This is a genomic window from Kallipyga gabonensis (assembly GCF_001286805.1).
GTDB lineage: Bacteria > Bacillota > Clostridia > Tissierellales > Peptoniphilaceae > Kallipyga > Kallipyga gabonensis.
The window spans coordinates 155685-175468 of record NZ_CXYV01000001.1; the positions used below are offsets into that span (position 1 = coordinate 155685).

Consider the following 19784-nt stretch of genomic DNA (forward strand, 5'->3'; position numbering starts at 1 on the left):
TTTCTGATCCTTATTTTTCCCGAGTCCTGTCCCTCTCCAGGACCGGAGCAAGGAATTTTCCGGTATACGAAGAAGGGTCTTTTGCGACTTCTTCGGGCGTACCCTCGGTCACAATTTCTCCGCCCCGGGCCCCGCCTTCAGGTCCCAGGTCCACGATGTAGTCCGCATACTTAATGACATCCAAATTGTGTTCAATGACCACGATGGAATTGCCCTGGTCGATTAAGCGGTCAAAGACCTTGACCAGCTTGTCGATGTCGTGGACATGGAGGCCCGTCGTGGGCTCATCCAGAATATATATCGTTTTTCCCGTGGAGACCTTGCCCAGTTCAGCGGCCAGTTTGACCCGCTGGGCCTCCCCGCCGGATAGCTCAGGTGAAGGCTGACCCACCTTGAGATAACCCAGACCCACATCCACCAGGGTTTGAAGCTTGCGTTGGATCCCGGCATGGTTTTTGAAAAAGTCCAGAGCCTCTTCAATAGTCATCTCCAAGACATCGGCAATGGTCTTCCCCCGGTAGCGGACCTGGAGGGTCTCCCGGTTGTAACGGGCCCCATGGCAAACTTCACAGGGAACGTAGACATCGGGGAGGAAGTGCATCTCCACCTTGATGGTCCCATCTCCCTTACAGGCCTCGCACCGCCCTCCCTTGACGTTAAAGGAAAATCGACCCTTGTCGTAGCCCCGCATCTTGGCGTCGTTAGAGGAAGCAAAGACATCACGGATGAGGTCGAAGACCTTGGTGTAGGTGGCCGGGTTGGACCGGGGTGTCCGGCCGATGGGCGACTGGTCGATCTCAATGACCTTATCCAGCTGGTCCAACCCCTCGATTCCTTTATATTTTCCGGGCCGGATGTGGGCCTTGTTGAGGCGGTTGGCCAGGACCTTGTAAAGGATGCCCTCGACAAAGGAGGACTTGCCCGACCCGGAAACCCCGGTGATGGCGGTCAGAACTCCCAGAGGAATCTTGACATCGATCCCCTTGAGGTTGTTCTCCCGGCACCCCTTGACCTTGAGCCAGCCGGAAGCTTTCCGCCTCTCTTCCGGGACGGGAATGAACTTCCGGTGGGCCAGGTAGTCTCCGGTGATGGAACCCGGAGTTTGGATAATCTTATCGAAGGGGCCCTGGGCCACAATCTGCCCGCCCAGGAGGCCGGCCCCCGGACCCACATCCACGATCCAGTCGGCCGCCCGCATGGTGTCCTCATCGTGCTCCACGATGATGAGGGTGTTGCCCAGGTCAGTCAGGTTCCGGAGGGCAGCCAGGAGACGGTTGTTGTCCCGCTGGTGGAGGCCGATGGAGGGCTCATCCAGGACATAGACCACCCCGACCAGGCCGGCCCCGATTTGGGTGGCCAGGCGGATCCGCTGGGACTCCCCGCCCGACAGGGTGGCGGCATAGCGGTCCAGGGTCAGGTAGTCCAGACCCACGTCGATGAGGAACTTGAGCCGGGCCCGGACCTCCTTGAGGATGGGGGCTGCAATGATGGCTTCGCTCTCGGAGAAGGTCAGCTTTTCCGTCCAGTCATAGGCCTCCTGGATGGACATCCGGTTGAATTCGGCGATGTTCTTGTCCGCAATATGGACGGAGAGGGCCTCAGGCCGGAGGCGGTCCCCATGGCAGGTCTCGCAGGTATTCTCCGCCATGAAGTCCCGGATCCGCTTCTGGGTCCCTTCCCCTCCAGATTTGAACCGGCGGGTCAGGTTGGGGATGGTCCCCTCCCAAGTATCTCTGTAGGTTTTTTGACCGGAGAAATGGGAGTTAAAGGAGAAGGTGACGATCCGGTCGGACCCCCAGAGAAGGGCGTCCACCACTTCGTCCGGAGCCTGGCCAATGGGTTGATCCAGGGACCAATCGTAGGCTTGGGCCACGGCCCGGATCATCTCATAGTAAAAGGTTCCCTTGCCCGAAGTCGCATAGGGAGCCACCGCCCCCTCTTCGATGGAGAGGTCGGGGTTGGGGATGCAGAGCTGGGCATCCACCTGGGCATGGAAGCCCAGGCCCGAGCAGTCGGGACAGGCACCCAGTGGGGAGTTGAAGGAGAGGAGGCGGGGCTCAATTTCTTCCAGGGTCATATGGCCCTCGGGGCAGGCCAGCTTGGAGGAATAGGTATGGGAATCCAACACTTCCCTATCAGGACCCAGCTGGTCCACAATGATCGTCCCCCCGGATTCAGCCAGGGCCGTTTCCACGGAGGAGGTCAGGCGGGTGGTGATTCCTTCCCGGACAATGAGCCGGTCTACGACAATGGAGATGTCGTGGCGGAGGTTCTTCTCCAGGTCAATGTCTTCAATGAGATCCCGCATGGCCCCGTCCACTAGGACCCGGGAAAAGCCCCGCTTTTGGAGGTTGGACAGGGCGTTTTTATGCATTCCCTTCTTGCCCCGAATAACCGGAGAAAGAACAAGGATCCGGGTTCGGTCGGGCAGGGCTAAGATGGAATCCACAATCTCATCCACCGACATGGCTTCGATGGGGGCCCCGCAGACCGGGCAGAAAGCATGGCCCGCTTTAGCAAAAAGGAGACGGAGGTAGTCGTTGATTTCCGTTACGGTGGAAACCGTGGACCGGGGGTTCCGGTTGGTGGTCTTCTGGTCGATGGAGATGGCCGGGGACAGGCCCTCGACCAGGTCTACGTCCGGCTTGTCCATCTGGCCTAAAAACATCCGGGCATAGGAAGAAAGGGACTCGACGTATCGCCGCTGTCCCTCCGCGTAGATGGTATCAAAAGCCAAAGAGGACTTGCCCGAACCGGAAAGCCCCGTCATCACAATCATCTTATTTCTGGGCAGGGTCAGGTCCACATCCTTGAGGTTGTTGACCTTGGCCCCCTTAATTACGATGTTTTCTAGACTCATATGTCTCCTTCATCTCTATTTCAAAGGCCGGTTTGACCCGGCCGAATCAGTCAATTTTATAGTCTTCTTTCATCTTTCGGATCGTATCCCGAATCGTGGCTGCCCGCTCGAAGTCGAGCTCTTCGGCCGCCTTCCGCATCTCCATTTCCATGTTAAGAAGAATCTCCTTGATGTCCTGGATGGAGAAAGTCTCCTTATCCTTGAAATCCTCCTCTTTGTCGCCCAGATAGGTCCCCACTTCTCCTGCGGCAACAGCAGTGGTAAGAAGGTCATGGACGTTTTTCCGGACCGACCGGGGAGTGATGTGGTGTTCTTCATTGTAGGTCTCCTGGATGGACCGGCGGCGGGAAGTTTCATCAATGGCCACCTGCATGGACCGGGTGATTTGGTCCCCATAAAGGATGACCTTTCCCCTTTCGTTTCGGGCCGCCCGGCCGATGGTCTGGATGAGGGAGGTCTCCGACCGGAGGAAGCCCTCCTTGTCGGCATCCAAAATGCAGATAAGGGAGACTTCGGGAATATCCAGGCCTTCCCGGAGGAGGTTGATCCCTACTAAAACATCGTACTTTTTCAGCCGGAGGTCCCGGATGATCTCCATCCGCTCCATGGTGGCAATGTCCGAGTGCATGTAGGTGACCTTGATTCCTGCCTCTTCCAGGTAGTTGGTCAGGTCCTCCGCCATCTTTTTGGTCAGGGTGGTGACCAGGGTCCGGTCCCCTCGCTCGGTCGTCTTCCGAATCTCGGCCATGAGGTCATCGATCTGATGCTTGGTAGGCCGGACCTCCACCCGAGGGTCCAGGAGTCCGGTGGGCCGGATGACCTGGTCGACAATCTGTGTAGAATGCTCATTTTCATAGGGTCCGGGGGTGGCTGACATAAAGACGGCCTGGTTGACCAGGGATTCCCACTCCTCAAATTTCAGAGGCCGGTTGTCCAAGGCCGAAGGCAGGCGGAAGCCGAAGTCGATGAGGTTTTGCTTCCGGGAGATGTCCCCGTTGATCATCCCCCGGAGTTGGGGAAGGGTGGCATGGGACTCGTCGATGACCATGAGGAAGTCATCCGGGAAATAGTCGATCAGGGTGTAGGGGCGGGAGCCCGGGGCTCGGCCGGAAATGTGGCGGGAGTAGTTTTCAATCCCTGAGCAATAGCCGATCTCCTTCATCATCTCCAGGTCATAGAGGGTTCTTTGCTCCAGGCGCTGGGCTTCGACCAGCTTGGACTGAGACCGGAGTTCTTCCAGGCGGTCCTCCAATTCCTCTTCTATGGTGACTACGGCTCTTTCCATTTTCTTATGGGTGGTGGCAAAGTGGGAGGCCGGGTAGATCATGACGTAGTTCCGGGCTTCCAAAATTTCCCCGGTCAAGTCGTCGAATTCCAGGATCCGGTCGATCTCATCCCCAAAGAATTCCACCCGGATGGCGTTCTCCGAAGTGGAAGCCGGGAAAATATCCAGGGTATCCCCCTTGAGGCGGAAGGTCCCCCGTTGGAAGTCGATGTCGTTGCGGACAAACTGGATGTCCACCAATCGGGTGAGGACTTCTTCAATGGGAATGACCTGGCCGGTACGAAGGGAGAGGGTGAGTTTGAGATAGTCTTCCGGGTCACCCAGGCCATAGATGCAGGAGACCGAAGCCACTACAATGACATCCTTTCGCTGAAAGAGTTGAGTGGTGGCTGAATGGCGGAGGCGGTCAATTTCATCGTTAATCGAAGCATCTTTAGCAATATAGGTGTCGGTCGCCGCCACATAGGCTTCAGGCTGGTAGTAGTCATAATAGGAAACAAAAAATTCTACGGCATTGTCGGGAAAAAATTCCTTAAACTCGCCAGCCAGCTGGGAAGCCAGGGTTTTATTATGGGCGATAACCAGGGTGGGCTTTTGAACCCGCTCGATGATATTGGCCATGGTGAAGGTCTTCCCCGACCCGGTTACCCCCCGGAGGGTCTGGTAGTGGTCTCCCCGCCGGATCCCATCGACCAGGCGGTCGATGGCCTGGGGTTGGTCACCCGTGGGTTGATATTGGGAATGAATCTTGAATGGAGGCAAGGTCAATCCTTCCTAAGGTTACTCTGCACTTGAACTTTCCTGAGGTTTCTCCTCCGGTTGGGAAGAAGACGACTCTTGACCGGAATCTTCACCCGATGAGGACCGGGTTTCCTCCGAAGAAGCCGGTTCAGAAGAGGCTTCTTCCCCGGTCTTAGGGAGGAAGGGCTTGAGATCAAAGGACTTGGCTTTAGCCGGGTCGACTCGGTCGCCGGTCAGGGTCTTGACCAGGGCCATGGCCGCCCGAAGCTGGTTATCCTGGTCTAGGAAATCCGGCCCGATCCCCTTGGCTTCCTCATTAAGATCCAGGTCAAGGTCCGGAGCAATCCCCACCTCATGGATGTGGGTCCCCTTGGGGGTCAGGTACTCGGCCATGGTCAGCTTGAAGCCGCCGCCCTTTCCGGCACCCAGAGGATAAATGCGTTGAACGATCCCTTTGCCAAAGGTGGTCTTGCCCAGAACCAGTGCCCTATTGTTGTCCTTGAGGGCACCCGTCATGATTTCCGAGGCGGAAGCGGATCCTTCATTCACCAGGACCACCATGGGTATGCCGATATGCTCCTTATCCGAGGTGGCTACATCTTCCTTCTTCTGCTTGTCCACGGTTGTGACGATTTTTCCTTCACCCAGGACATTGTCGGCCATGGTGATGACCATGTCCAGGAGGCCGCCGGGATTGTTCCGGAGGTCCAGGACCAGGTGTTCGGCCCCCTGGTCCATGAGGGAGCGGAGGGCCTGGTCGAACTCCTCTGCCGTTGTTTCATTAAACTGGGTGACCTGGACATAGCCCACCTGGTCTTCCAAAAGCTTGGCATTGACCGTTTTGACGTTGATTTCCGCCCGGGTCAGGGTCTTATCCTCGTTTTTCAGGACCCCGGTCCCCTCCCGGCGGATAGTGATTGTAACCTCTGTTCCAGGGGTTCCCCTCATGGCCTTGGTGGCCTCATTGAGCTCACTGCCCAGATAAGTGGTCCCGTCCACGGCAAGAATCTTATCTCCGGACCGGATGCCTGCCTTGGCGGCGGGTGTGCCTTCGATGGGGGAAACGACCGTGATGAGGTTGTCCTCCCCCGCCGTCACCACCAAACCGATGCCGGCAAAGGAGCCGGAAGTATCCTCCAGGAGGGCTTCGTATTCTTCTTTGGTGTAGTATTCGGAATAAGGGTCGCCCAGGCCGGCAAAGAGTCCCTTGTAAATGCCGGTTTCCAGGTCTTCATCCTTGTAATCGAAGATATAATCCCTTTTGATAATCTTGCTATAATTTTCAATATTTTTTAGAATTCGCTCCATTTCCTGACTTCGGGGCTCTTCTCCCATGATGCCGGCTAATGGGGTTTCCAAGCGGGAATTTGCTCCCAGGAAGTAGCCGCCCAGGGAGAAGCCCACCAGAAGGATGATGAGCAAGAGAACTTTACCGATTTTTTTCATGGTCATTACTCCTTATATGGCTCAAAAAGTGCCGTGGCTTTGTCATTTCTGTGTCCATTTGACATATTTACTATTATACCATGCCAAGCCGGCTTCAATCGGTCCATAAGAAAATCCCTCCTTACCGGTAAAGGGCAAGGAGGGATCAGTCGTAAAGACTTTCAAGCCCGGAAGAAAATCAGAAGGTCTCCCCCTTGATCCAGGCCATGGGATGGTCGAGATCCAGCTTCTTCCTGGCGTAAGCGATGGTGATAAAGACCACGACCACCACCGTACCCACGGCAATAGCCAGGGAGGCCCAGGGAATGTAGAAGTTGACGATGTCGGCCTTTTCCTGCATGACCTTGGCCATTCCCAAACAAGCCAGGAGGGAAAGGGGAATGGCCACAAGAAGGGCCTTGATTCCGTAGTAGGCCCCCTCCACCACCAACATCCGGTTGAGCTGGCGGTCGTCCATGCCCACGGTCTTGAGGATGGCGAAGTCCCGCCGTCGGAGGATCATGTTGGTGGAGATGGCGTTGAACATATTGGCGATGACGATCAGGCTGATGAAGATGATAAAGAGGGTGGCAAAGACACCGACCATGGTGACCATCCGGCGCATGAGGTCCGTATTATTCCGGACATCAATGGTGGTATGTCTTTGCGTATCCTCATCAGAAATCCGCTTGACTTCTTCCATGACCCTGTCATGGCTATTTTCCTGGTCGGTGACTGAGATGGCTCCATGGAAGTCCCGGTGTGCCAGGTCTTCTTCCGGGAAGACCTCCCTGACCCTGGACAGGGGGAAGTAGATGCAGACCTGACCGGCCCCGCCGCCCAAGGGAGCCCGGTCCGTCATGGTGCCCAGGCTCACCGGTTTGGCAGACTCCACCTGGTCCGGGCTCTTTACCAGGCTCTCCTTTGTTGTGGTATTTTTCCCCTCAAGATCTGGGATATAGGTATAGACCAGGCTCCCCTTCTGATCCTTCCCTAAGATGGCCTCAACATAGCCCTTCTGGTGGGACAGAGAAAGGATGGAAAGGGTAAGATCTTCTTCTTCCTTCAGATAGGGGGTCTCTTCGGACCGAACCCCTCCCGATTTCAGGAATTGGTAGGTGATTGTTCGGTTCAGGAGGACTCCCCGAACCTTTCCACTTTCAAAATAGGCGTTGGGGTCCTGACCCAAGGACTGGATATAGGTCCGGAAGTAGGCATCATCCAGGAAGGCCAGTTTGATTCCTTCTCTCAGGTCTTTTCCCCCGTCCCATTGGGCGAGAAAAAGTTCGGTGTCTGTGTCGACCTGACTCCCCTCTTCGGCCTGGCGTTTTCTGGCGTCTACCAACTTGTCGTGGTGGACTCCCGGGGGAAAGAGGACATAGGCATCAGTTTGGAAGGAAAGACTGGATCGGTCGATACCGGGAATGGTCCGGATTTTTTTCAGAAGGTCCTCCTGGTGGGCCAGACCTCCATTCTCCGTCTCCCCCGAATCCTCCTTCCCTTGGGCCATGAGACCCGGGGCAACATCCCAAAAGTGGTAGGAGATGTCGGCCTGGTTGTCGCCCAAGGAGGCCCGATTCATGGTCGATTGGACTTGACCGATGAAGGCAGAGGAAGTGACAAAGAGAATGACGGAAAGGGCCAGGGAGAAGACGGTTGCCCGTTGGTGACCCTTCTCCCGCTTCTGGTTCTTAACCGCCAACCCGCCTTCTACGCCAAAATGCTTGGACCAAAATCCTGAAGTCTTGACTTGACGGGCCTTGAGTTTGACATCCTTCTCCATCCGGAGGGCCTGGATGGGGGTCATCTTCATGGCCCGGCGAGCGGGGAGGAAGGCAGAAATGAGGGTGGTCAGGATACAGAGGAGGGCCGCCAGGAGGAGGGGGGCCAGACTGATGACCGGCTCAATTTGGATGGTTCGACCGGGGAGGACATAGGTGAAGTCCGGGGCCATGGACCGGGCAAAATTGAAGGCCAGGAAGAGGCCCAGGTAACCCAAAACCGCTCCGAGGAGGACCGCAGGCAGGCTGACGATGAGCCCTTCATAGAGAATGGACAAGAGAATCTGCCGGTTGGTGGCCCCGATGGACCGGAGCATGCCGTACTGGCGTGTCCGCTCCATGACGGAAATGGAGAAGGCATTGTAGATCAGGCTGATGGTGGCCAGGGCGATGATGACGATGAGGATGGTCGCCAGGGTCCAAATGGCTCGGACTAAAGGCGACCCGGTCACGCTTCCCTGGGTCTGGAGGAGGAATTCATGGTAGTTGATGAATTTGAGGTTCCCGGGCAGGTTCTTGTCCACTTGGTTCCAATCCCGGTCGGTCTCCATGGCTTGCTTGATTTTCCCCTCCCGGTCCTGGTAGTCCTTAATGCCCTTGGCCCGGTCTTCAAAGGTGAAAAGAACCATAGAGGGCCCCTCTGCCCTTCCCCGGGTCAGGGCCGTATAGGCCGGCATGGATACCGGTTCCAGGTCAAAGGACAGGCGCTGGTAGGTTCCCACCACCGTGAAGGTCATGGGCCGGGACTGGACGATTTTTTCATGGCCCGGTTGAAAATCCAGGGGCTCCCGAGCCATATCGTTAATAGCCAGCTGGCCATCGACTTCTCTTTTCCCCACGTCCAAGCGGAGGGTCTGACCCAGGTCAAAGGTCACTCCTCCATTGGACTTGAGGTGGTCGGGAAGGAGGATCTCCCCCTCCTTTTTCGGCATCCGCCCGCTAGTGAGGTTGATGGCCACCAAATTCGGGGCTTCCTTGTCGATGGAAAAGATCCGGAGGTAGGGCTTGTATTCATTGGTCGACCCGATGTCGGCAAAGCCCACCTCCTTCCAGACGGAGACCTTCCCCTGGTTGGGGACATTCCGGGCCTCCTCCACCTCCCGGTCGGTCAGGCCATGCCAATAGCCGTGGTAGGCACCTTCGCTTTCCAGGGTGACCCGTTCGAAAAATTTCTGTCCGGAATGGCCGCCCAGGGTGACCGCCGTTAACATGATCATGGAGACGGTGATGCCCAGGATGGTGACCAGGGTCCGGGTTCCGTTCTTTTTCAGACTCCGCCGGGTGAAGGCAAATAGGGCATTCATTGTCTCCCCCTTACCTGCTCGTCCCGGGTGATGAGACCGTCTTCAATGGAGAGGATCCGGTCGGCCTGGAGGGCGATGGACTCATCGTGGGTGATGACCAGAAGGGTTTGATTGAAGGTCTTATTGTAGAATTTCAGGAGTTCGATGATGGCCTGGGAGTTCCTGGAATCCAGGTTCCCGGTCGGCTCATCGGCCAAAACAATGGAGGGGGCATTCATGAGGGCCCGGCCGATAGAAGCCCGCTGCTGCTGGCCCCCGGAGAGCTGGTTGGGGAGGGCGGCTCGGCAGTTTTCCAGACCCAGGGTTTGAATGAGGTCTTCCAGACGCTGTTGGTTGACTACCCTCCCGTCCAGGGTAACCGGTAGAGTCATGTTCTCTTCCACGGTCAGAACCGGGATGAGGTTGTAGAACTGGTAAACCAGGCCCACTTCCCTCCGGCGGAAGATAGCCAGGTTTTTATCGCTTTGCTGGTAGACGTCTTGGCCGTTGACAAAGACCTTGCCGCCGGTTGGCCGGTCTACCCCGCCGATGGCATGGAGGAGGGTGGACTTTCCGGAGCCCGAGGGACCGATGATGGCCACAAATTCTCCCTTGTTGACTGAAAAAGAAACCCCCGCCAGGGCCTTGACCAAGTGGGGCTCCTTCCCATAGGTCTTGGTCAGATTTTCAACGCGCAATACTTCCATAAATTTCCTCCTTTATGCGGAAATGATCTTATGAGATTGTCGAAATTCATAATCTGAATCCATGATAAAGGAGGAAAGTGACATCTCGGTGACAGATATTAAATAAATTCTCCTAAATAAATCATCCCTGGAATTGGGGAATTCCAGGGATAATTCGTCTTTCTTATTTATGCATTTATGGCTTTAAGGGATCCTCAATGAAGTGAAAGTCACCCGTCCGGTTATTAAATTCCAGGTAGCGGTTGCTTTCCGTTCGAAAAACATATCCACCCCTGTAAAAAAGGCTTTGATTGGGGAAATAGCCTTGATTGTCGGTTTCGATCGTCTCCTTGACCTCTCCTTGAATTTTTTCCTTGGCTTGAGGAATCGTGTAATTCGGCTTCAAAAACAAGAAGGCTAGGATCAACAATAGGGTGATGAATCCGTAACCCAGACTGGCCCGCTGATCTTTCTTTTGGAAAAGCCCGATAACAAGCAAGACCCCATAGGTAATAAAGGGGGGCATTAAGACATCGTAGGCATAGAGAAAAATATCCAGAGCGATGAGGATAGCTATGGCAATAATGCATAAAACTTGAATGACCTGCTGAGATTTCGTATTGCCCTTGGGCTTCTGCGATAAGGACATTGATGACCACCTCCTTCAAGAAAGAATTCACAATCTGCAATTCTTGTCTGGAAATTAAACCACTGACTTATAAAAACGGATCCGGAAAAGGGCGCCATCCTGGTTTTCCGCCTGGATGGTCCCGTTTTGGGCCGTAATGATGGCCCGGGAAAGGGCCAGGCCGATCCCGATGGAATTTTCGCTGGCCCCTTTTCCTTTATAAAAGCGGTCAAAAAGATAAGGGAGGTCCTCGCTATCAAAGCCGGGCCCGTCATCCTGGATGGTGATTTCCGTGTAAAGGGTGTTATCCATGCCCCGGATTTGGAGTTCTCCCCCGGCCGAGGTATGTTCCAGGGCATTTTTGATGAGGTTTTCCAGGGCCTCCAGGGTCCACCGGTAGTCCCCTTCAAAGGAGGCTTCCTCGACCTCCAGGTCCAGGGAAACGCCCTGGACCTCCAGGGGGATTTCAAAGGACCGGACCGCCTCATCCAGGAGGGGGCGAAGGGGGACGGTGGTTTTCTCGAAGCGGACGGTCCCGGCATCGATCTTGGAGAGCTTGAGGAGGGATTCCACCAGCCACTCCATCCGCCGGCATTCCTTGGACATCTTTCGGACCAGGTCTCGCCGCTTGTCCTCGGTCAGGTCGGGGTCCTTGAGGAGTTCCATCTGGATAAAGAGGACGGTCAGGGGAGTCCGGAGCTGGTGGAAGATGTCTTCGATGGCCTCCTTGAGGACCAGCTTATCTTCCTGGAGCTGGTCCTTTTGCTCATGGAGCTTGATCAGGAGCTTGCGGATCTGGCTTTCCAAGATGGGGACTTCCCCCTCTTCTGCATCGGAAAGCTGGGGGAGGTCGTCGGCATAGAGGGCATGGTCCAGCTTGTGGGCCAGGTCGGCCAGGTCCCGGTAGTGCTTGAGGCTGAAGGTCAGGTGGAGGATGACCACGAAGGCCGAAGTCAAAAGGAAGGGAAAGAGGGCTTGAGATCTCGTGGCCAGCAAAACCAAGGTCATGGCCAGGAGGCCGGCCAGGGAGAGGAAGGCTTCCCGGCGGATGTCTTTGTTTTTCATGAGCCCTCCTAGTCCATCCGGTAGCCGATGCCCCGGACGGTGGTGATGATCTTGGGGTTCTTGGGGTCTTCCTCCAGCTTTTCCCGGAGGCGTTTGATGTAGACCGAGAGGGTGTTGTCGTTGACAAAATCGCCCGCCAGGTCCCAGATATCCTCGAGAAGCTGGTTCCGGCGGAGGACCTGACCCCGGTTGGCCAAAAAGGTCTCCAGGAGGCGGTATTCCAGGGCCGAGAGTTCCTCCTCCTTCCCCTTGCGGGTGATGGTCCCCCGGTCAAGATTGACCAGGACGTCTTGAATTTGGAGGGTCTCCCCCCTCCCCTCCCTGCGGAGGACATTCTGGATCCGGGCCAGGAGCTCCCGGGGGCGGAAGGGCTTGACGATGTAGTCATTGGCCCCCTCCTCAAAGGTCCGGACCAAAGTTTCCTCCTCATCCTGGGCGGTGAGGAAGATCCCGGGGACCCCCATGGTCTTGGCGGCTTCCAGGACCCCGAAGCCGGTCCCGTTTTGGAGGGAAATGTCAATTAAAAGGAGGTCAAAGGGCTCCTCCCTGAGCCGGAGGCGGGCCTCCCTCTCTCCCCCAACGGCCACGACAAGGAAGTCCTTCCCGGTCAGGTATTCCGTCAGGGAGGATACGATGGCCCCATCGTCTTCTACCAGTAGAATTTTGTCCATGCTGCCCCCTTTCTTACTTTTAGTGTAGCGGATTGGTTTTTTTCTGACAAGAAAGTCCGGTCACCTATCCCTGGCCGGAAAATCGTGTAAAATAAGAAGTAAAAGAAGAAAGGGGGCGTGGGGCCATGAAAATCTGTAACTACTGCGGAAATACCAGCGAGGACGGGGTGGAAGTTTGTTCATCCTGTGGGTCCAGCGATTTTTCCACCCGCTGCAACCAGTGCGGCACCATCTTTTCCTCCCCCTATTGCCCTCAATGCGGTTTGAAGGCGGGGGCAAAGTCCAAAACCTGCCCTCGATGTGGCGGAGAATACTTCACCAAGGCCTGCCCCCAGTGCGGTTATACCACAGGCCGGGGAATCTACTCCCGAACGAATGACCCTTATCCTAAGGCGAATTCTTCCCGCCCCAACTCCTCAGCAAGCCGAAAAGTCACACCCACTCCTCCGGCCAAGCCCCACAGATTTGGAATTACTCTTTTGTGGATCCTGGGCTGGATCTTCCTCTTCCCCCTCCCCTTAACCATCCTGATTCGGCGGAATGAAAAAATCCAAGCTTCTCGATTCCTCCGGGTCCTATCGACAGCAGTTCTGGTCGTTCTATGGATGGTCTTCCTCATGGCCGCCTGGGGACAATATTTCCTTGGCCAGCCGAAATAAGCGGGTTAGGGCTGCCTGCTTGGTGGTAAGCTCACCCTCATAAATTCGTCGACCAATGTCCAATCTTTTTTCTCTGGAATACGTCATAATAGGACTCCTTGTCTTCCTCTTTTCTCTTTGTCTCCATTTTATACAATTTCCCTGTATGTGAATGAATAAATGGAGTTAAAAAGAAAAACTCAGGTGTCCAAAAAAAGCTTACCACTACACAAGAGCCCGGGACTAGATGCCGGGATTCCGCCCTGTTGGTCGGAATAGGGAATTGGGCGGTGTGGAAATTCCACCCTATTTGGCGAAAATGAGAATTGGGTGGTGGGGGAATTCCGCCTCATTTGGTGAAATGGAAAATTGGGTGGTGAAAAAAATACCGCCTCATTTGGCGAAATGGAAAATTGGGTGGTGAAAATAATACCACCTCATTTGGCGAAACCTAAAGTTAGGGCGGTATAGGGATACCATCCTTTTGCCAAAAAACCGAGTTAAGGCGGTACAGGGATTCCGCCTCTTTGCCGAAAAGCGGAGTTAAGGCGGTACAGGGATTCCCCTCCTTCCCTCTGTTTTCGCCACTTGGAGGGGTATGAGGATACCCCTCCCTCACGCCGTTTTCGCCACTTGGAGGGGCATGAGGATACCCCTCCTTCACGCCGTTTTCGCCACTTGGAGGGGCATGAGGATACCCCTCCTTCCCGCCATTTACACCATTTGGAGGGGCATGGGAACACCCCTCTCTCCCGCTGTTCTCGCCACTTGGAGGGGTATTGGGCCAAGCCTTGGGCTCCGCCCAAACCTGCCCTCGCCGGGAGCAGGGCACCATCCTGGAAAACGAAAACTCATGAGTTCAGAGCCGGAGGCAGGAGCCACCGCCGGAGGCGGCTTGCCCTTGAGGGCATAAGGACAAAATTCGCTAAAATAAAAAAATGACGGGAAGAACAAGGGATTGTTGAGTTCGTCGCCGTCGGCGAAGCCGGAAAAGCGAATTTTGTTCTGCCATCAAGGGTGGCGACCCTGGCTACTGGCATTTATGAGCCCCCAGCCAGGGCGAGATTACCCTGGCTACTGGCAATGATGAGCACCAGACAGGGCGGGACTTCCCTGGCTGCTGGCAATGATGAGCTCCAGCCAGGGCGGGGTTCCCCTGGCTATCGGCGAATTTGGGGGCCAGCCAGGGTGAGGGGTTCCCTGGCTAGCAAAAAATATGAGCCCAGGCCAGGGCGGGGCTTCCCTGGCTATCGGCAAATATGAGCCCCAGCCAGGGTAGGGGCTGCCCTGGCTACCAGCGGATTGGGGCCACAGCCAGGGCAGCGGCCCCGCCATTAGACAAATTACAGCTCCGCCTCCCACAAAAAAAGAGCCGCACTAGCGGCTCTTTTTCTTTTTCTTAGTTTTCCCGGCGGATTTGCCCGCGATCTTCCAGGTCCTGGAGGATTTGTTGATAGAGTTCCTCATTAATCTTGAATTTGAAATGGTAGACCAGGTAACCGGCCATGATGAAGGCCAGGGGGATTGCGATGAAGACCAGACGGATGACCATCCGGCCGCCGGCATCGATGGATTGGGCGGCTTGAGTGCCTTGCTTGATGCCGGAGAGGACCAGGGCCAGGGAGACAATCCCCATAGAGAGGGCACCGCCGATCTTGTTGATCAGGGGTTGTACAGAGAGGGTGATGGACTCGTTCCGGCTCCCCAGCTTCCACTGGCCATATTCCACGGTGTCTTCGAGGAACATGAGCATGAGGAGCTGGATGAAGGCATCACCAACAAAGAGGAAGAGGGCGGCGCCCAAAAGAACATAGAGGGAGGTCTCGGCAAAGACCATGATGAGGTAGGCGATGGTGACCAGAATGGTGGAGAACCGGTACATCTGCCGACGGGTCCGGCCCTTGGAGACGGCCGGGAAAATGAGGAGGGCACCGATTTGGGCGACACCGACAACGGCCGCCAGGACAGGATAGAGATCCTGGTCACCAAAGACGTATTGCATGTAATAAATGGAGACGGTTGTGGTGGTGATATAGCCCACGGTAAAGAGGGACATGGCCAGGGTGGTCCAAAGGAGCTGGTCGTTGCCCGTCAGGATATGCCACATATCCTTGAGACCGGTCTTTTCTTCCTGCCGCTGGAAGAGCTGGCTCTTTTCTTTGACACCAAGAAGGGGGAAAAGGTGGAAGAGTAACATGATGACGGTCACGGTCAGGGCAACAGTAAACCAGGCCCGGGGGGTGTTGCCCAGGGCTGAGGTCACGGGCTGCCAGGCAATCATGATGGTGAACACGCCCAGGTTGGCGAAGATCCGGGCACAGGCCCCCATCTTCTCCCTAACCTTGGGATCAAGGCTGAGGGAGGGGAGCATGGACCAGTAGGCGATGTCATTGAGGCCGAAGAAGAGGTCCCAGCCCAGGTAGGCGATAGCGAAGACCAGAGGAAAGAGGAAGTTCCGAAAGCCGAAGTCATAAAAGAGAAGGAGGTAGAAGGCAGCGGCTCCCAGAGCCCCAACCAGCATAGGGGGCTTGAACTTCCCGTGCTTGGAGTCGACGTTATCCACGATCAGGCCCATGAGGGGGTCATTGAGAGCATCAAAGACCCGGAGGATGGTAAAGACCAGGCTGGTGGCAATAAAGACCTCGCGAGGGAGGTTGAGGACGTTGGATAAATAATAAATCAGGGCATTGGCCTCAAAGGAGTAGAACATATCCCTGCCCAGGGTCCCTGCCCCAAAGAGGACCATGTTCCGCCGGTCCAGGGCGGACATTTTTCCCTCATGCTTAGCGTTGGACGTCTTCTTACTCCTTGTCATTGGATTCTCCTTTCCGGTCATCATCCCCGACCGGGATCTCCATCAATGCCGCCTCATAAGGGCGGAGGGTCTCCCCGACCCGATCCTCCTCATAGGAAGAAAAGAGGCAGGGGCCGGACCGATGGGCCCGGGAAGGCTTGGCCGAAAGGTTGATCTGGAAGAGGAGGCCCTCCCCTTCCTCCGTCCTCCGCTCGAAGGCCCAAACCGACCCTTCCCGATAAACCTCATGGAAGTCCCCTTCCAGGAGGGGGGCTGACCCCTTCCGGTAGGCCAGGAGGCGGCGGTAGAAGTGGAGGAGGGAGTCGGGATCCCCCTCCTCCTCGGCCACATTGCAGGTTACATGGTTGTGGTTGATCCCCAGCCAAGGCTTTCCTGTGGTAAAGCCGGCCCCGGCCTCCCCCGACCACTGCATGGGGGTCCGGGCATTATCCCGGCTCTTGGCCCGGATGACTTTCCAATAGAGGCCCCGGGGAAAATGAGCCTTCCGGATGATGGACCAGACCTGGCGGGATTCCACATCCTCCACCTGGTCCATGGAAGTAAAGTCGAAGTTGGTCATGCCGATCTCCTGGCCCTGGTAGATGAAGGGGGTTCCCCGGAGGGAGAGAAGGAGGAGGGCCAGGGCCTTGCCGGATTCCCGGGGATAGGCCTCCGGGTCGCCGAAGCGGGAGAGAGACCGGGGCTGGTCGTGGTTTTCAAAATAGACCGTGTTCCAGGGGAGGGCGGCCTGCCACTTGGCCAGAACCTTGAAAAAACGCCCGGGCGAGAAGGAACGAGGGAACCACTTGACCCCAAAGCAGTCGGTTTCCATATGCTCAAAGGCAAAGATGGCCGAGAGCTCCTTCCGGTCGGGGTCGGTCAGGCGGCGGGCCTCATCCGGGTCCACGAAGACCGTCTCCCCCACCGTATAGGCCTCATGCGGTGCCCAGATCTTTTGGTGAAAGTTCTTGAGGAGGACGTGGAGGCCGGGCCGGGAGAGGTAGAACTCGCTGCCCCGGAGGACCGGGCGGAAGGCTCCATCCTCCAGGCTGTCTTTATGGATGATATTGATGACGTCCAGGCGGAATCCCTTGACCCCCTTGTCCAGCCAGAAGGTCATAACTTCCTCCATAGCCTCCACCACTAGGGGGTTCCGGTAGTTGAGGTCGGCCTGTTCCTTGGCAAAGAGGTGGAGGTAGTATTCCCCCCTCTCCTCGACATATTCCCAGGTGTCCCCACCGAAAAAACCGGTCCATTTGTTGGGCTTCTTTCCCCCCTTGCCGGGCTGCCAGATGTAAAAATCCTTGTAGGATTCCTCTCCCCTCATGCTCTTTTGGAACCAGGGGTGGTCGGTGGAGGTGTGGTTGATGACCATGTCCATGATGATCCCTATCCCCCGCCGGCCCGCTTCAGCCACCAGGCGGTCGAAGTCCGCCATGGTCCCGAAATCGGAGTGGATGGCATAGTAGTCGGAGATGTCATAGCCATTGTCATAGTTGGGGGAAGCATAGAGGGGGGAAATCCAGAGAAGGTCCACCCCAAGCTCCTTCAGGTAATCCAACTTGCTGATGATGCCCGGAATATCACCGATCCCGTCCCCATTGGAATCGCAGAAACTCCGGGGATAGATCTGATAGATCACTTTGTCCTTCCACCAAACTTGGCCCATAGTATCCTCCTTTTTCTCCAAACTTGCCTCTCTATTATATCAAAAGGAAGGGTCCGGGAAAGCGATTACGGGAAAGCGGACAAAAAAAGCCCCCGGCCGGAAACCCGGTCGGGGGCTGGTGGTCTCACTCTTATCTGTCGGACTTAGTCTTTCTCAGCTTGCCTTTTTTCACCAGTAAGAAAACCAGGCATGAAAGGAGAAGGATGGAGGTCCAGAAATAAATTTTGCTGGTATCTCCCGTTTTGGGCGACTTGGACTTACTCGATGTACTCGGCTTATTCGTAGTATTCGGCTTGTTCGGGACTTTTTTCTGGGAAGTCCGGGTGTTGGTGATGTCAAAGCCTTTGACTTCCGAAGTATAGTCTTTTACCGGATCCTCAGAGAGAGAATAGGTGATTTCCTGACCCTTGTCAAATTTGGGCAGGTCGGTAAAGGTCCACTTCCATCCGTCTTTTTCGGTGACCTTCCGGCTTTCCTTTTCCACCCCATTGGCCAGGAGGCGGACGGTGATGGATTCAGGGCGTTTGCCGTCTACGTTATTCCCATCTTCCCAGGTCTTCTTCCCTTCAATCTTGATCTTTTCCGTCTCATAGGTATTAGTGATCGTGAAGCCCGCTTTTTGATCGCCGGTAATTGCTGAAACATAGCCCTTCATCGGGCCGACTTCCTTGACGGTATACTTGATCTCGCTTCCCTTCTCCTCCTTCGGCAAATCGGTAAAGCTTCCCGACCATCCCTTATCCGCATTGAGGACCAGGGTCTTTCCGGTTTCCTTGCCATCAGCTAAAAGCTGAACCGTCACCGATTCAGGACGCTTGTTATCCCGGTTGTCCTCATCCACCCAACGCTTAACAACAGAGATGGTCATCTTGTCCGGAACGACAACAACAGGCGGTGTTTCGGGCTTGTATTCGTTGGTAAATGTGGCCGTTTTCGCATAATTTTGAGCAAGAGAATTATAATCGAAACCTTTCTCGTTTTTTATGTCATTCTGATAATACTCATTGGCTTCTTCCAGATTGTTGAAGATCAACATATTATACAGTCCGGGGATGAAATCAACAATTTTAACCTCATTATTGGGGACAAAGGCATCTCCTTGAGCTTGTCTCTCTTTCAGAAGATAACGATGGATTTGATAGATTTCCGTCCCATTATCATCTTCGTAAGAATCATAGGAAACATCTGATTCCCAATCATGAGTTGATTGGACAATTTGTTCCAACTTTTCGATCATTTCATAATACTCATGGGGCAGTAGGAGGCCCTTGGACAAGGAAATATAATTGCCTGAGGAGTCTTTCTCTTGGTGAGTGATGAGAGGCTTCTGATACGTATAGGGGAAAAAGTTAACGGCTACTTTTGTTCTCAACTCTGAGAACTTGGAATAGCTGAAGCTTTCAAAGTCCTGATCCCAGAGGCACCGTCCACCCTCTTCGAAACTTCCCGGACTATCCTCATTTAAATCAATGAAACGAGGAAGTTTCCATGCAATCGTATCTTCCGGCCAGTTATTTTGGATCCCGTTTTTTTCATCTTCTTTTCTTTGAGCCAATTCGGCATCGGTGGGCTTTCGGGCAATTGCCGTCTCTTCCCGACTGCTGGAAGTTATCACCCCCCAATCATATTTTAGAATATGGTCAATGACCTCTTCTCCAAGGTTCTCATTTTCAAATCTCTTGTCAATCAGGTCAGTCAGAACAGGATCATAGATATCACTCTCTCGAAAACTCACATGGCTGAAAGGAATAAAGAAAGCACCATCACGAAGTTTCCCTTCATTGATCCGGTATCCTCTCTTCCAACCCTCAGAGGTTTCTCCGGTAAAAATTTTACCAATTCCGTACTTTTCTTCTTTTTCCTTCTCCTCTTTTTCGATTGCCGAAAGGGTCCAAAGATCAAAATCAAAATCCGCATTGGGGATGGTCTTCCGATCTGAGGCATTCCTCATATCGATTTTTTTCTCATACATAAAATTGGCTGTGAAAAAATCAAGAACCTTGACATTGCTCTCGATCAGGAATGCATCAGCCGTTTCCATAGCCGGCAATAAAGTCAAAATTGCTGCCAAAAGGATAGAAAAAATGGGTCGAAATCGATTTCTTTTCGTCTTCATTATGAATTACTCCTTTTTTCAATAAGATAATGCCTTTCTTTATTGATTCTCATCCAACACCTGAGAAATCATGGAGCAAAAAGAAAAGCAAGATAGACAAACTAATTATATACAATCCTTGAGAAAATAGAAAGACAGTGAA

General features: G+C 54.6%; 12 protein-coding genes. 1 reads left to right on the forward strand and 11 read right to left on the reverse strand.

Annotated features, from left to right (window positions below):
* Positions 1–10 precede the first annotated feature (10 nt).
* The 8 genes from uvrA to BN2373_RS00815 all read right to left on the reverse strand — a co-directional run bounded on the left by uvrA (position 11) and on the right by BN2373_RS00815 (position 12425).
* Positions 11–2860 carry an excinuclease ABC subunit UvrA gene (gene uvrA / locus BN2373_RS00780; RefSeq protein ID WP_053942291.1) on the reverse strand — a complete coding sequence of 950 codons (2850 nt, stop codon included), beginning with the start codon at positions 2858–2860 and terminating at the stop codon, positions 11–13.
* Positions 2861–2906: 46 nt separating this feature from the next.
* Positions 2907–4907 (reverse strand): excinuclease ABC subunit UvrB, encoded by a 2001-nt coding sequence (gene uvrB / locus BN2373_RS00785; protein ID WP_053942292.1) that lies wholly within the window; start codon positions 4905–4907, stop codon positions 2907–2909.
* A gap of 18 nt (positions 4908–4925) precedes the next feature.
* A complete protein-coding gene (locus BN2373_RS00790) occupies positions 4926–6332 on the reverse strand; it encodes a S41 family peptidase (RefSeq protein WP_162200032.1) in 1407 nt (468 codons plus the stop codon).
* 178 nt (positions 6333–6510) lie between these two features.
* The gene (locus BN2373_RS00795; protein ID WP_053942294.1) at positions 6511–9396 is read right to left on the reverse strand and encodes an ABC transporter permease; all 2886 of its coding nucleotides are present in this window, start codon (positions 9394–9396) and stop codon (positions 6511–6513) included.
* A complete protein-coding gene (locus BN2373_RS00800; protein WP_053942295.1) occupies positions 9393–10082 on the reverse strand; it encodes an ABC transporter ATP-binding protein in 690 nt (229 codons plus the stop codon). Before BN2373_RS00800 ends, BN2373_RS00795 begins: the two co-directional genes overlap by 4 nt.
* A gap of 175 nt (positions 10083–10257) precedes the next feature.
* A complete protein-coding gene (locus BN2373_RS00805; protein ID WP_053942296.1) occupies positions 10258–10710 on the reverse strand; it encodes a hypothetical protein in 453 nt (150 codons plus the stop codon).
* 54 nt (positions 10711–10764) lie between these two features.
* On the reverse strand, positions 10765–11754 hold the full coding sequence (locus BN2373_RS00810) for a sensor histidine kinase (RefSeq protein ID WP_053942297.1): 990 nt from the start codon (positions 11752–11754) through the stop codon (positions 10765–10767).
* A gap of 8 nt (positions 11755–11762) precedes the next feature.
* Entirely contained in the window at positions 11763–12425 is a 663-nt protein-coding gene (locus BN2373_RS00815) for a response regulator transcription factor (protein ID WP_053942298.1), read from the reverse strand.
* A gap of 125 nt (positions 12426–12550) precedes the next feature.
* On the opposite strand from BN2373_RS00815, the gene BN2373_RS00820 reads away from it, so the two are divergent.
* On the forward strand, positions 12551–13084 hold the full coding sequence (locus BN2373_RS00820) for a hypothetical protein (protein WP_053942299.1): 534 nt from the start codon (positions 12551–12553) through the stop codon (positions 13082–13084).
* 1378 nt (positions 13085–14462) lie between these two features.
* On the opposite strand, the gene BN2373_RS00830 is transcribed toward BN2373_RS00820, so the two are convergent.
* The 3 genes from BN2373_RS00830 to BN2373_RS00840 all read right to left on the reverse strand — a co-directional run bounded on the left by BN2373_RS00830 (position 14463) and on the right by BN2373_RS00840 (position 19642).
* Positions 14463–15878, reverse strand: coding sequence for a glycoside-pentoside-hexuronide (GPH):cation symporter (locus BN2373_RS00830; RefSeq protein ID WP_162200033.1), 1416 nt, complete (start codon positions 15876–15878; stop codon positions 14463–14465).
* Positions 15865–17526, reverse strand: a complete 1662-nt coding sequence (locus BN2373_RS00835; protein ID WP_053942301.1) for a glycoside hydrolase family 13 protein — start codon at positions 17524–17526, stop codon at positions 15865–15867. The genes BN2373_RS00830 and BN2373_RS00835 overlap by 14 nt, the downstream gene beginning before the upstream one ends.
* A gap of 130 nt (positions 17527–17656) precedes the next feature.
* Complete coding sequence (locus BN2373_RS00840) at positions 17657–19642, reverse strand: Cna B-type domain-containing protein (protein ID WP_053942302.1); 1986 nt, start codon at positions 19640–19642, stop codon at positions 17657–17659.
* Positions 19643–19784: the final 142 nt, after the last annotated feature.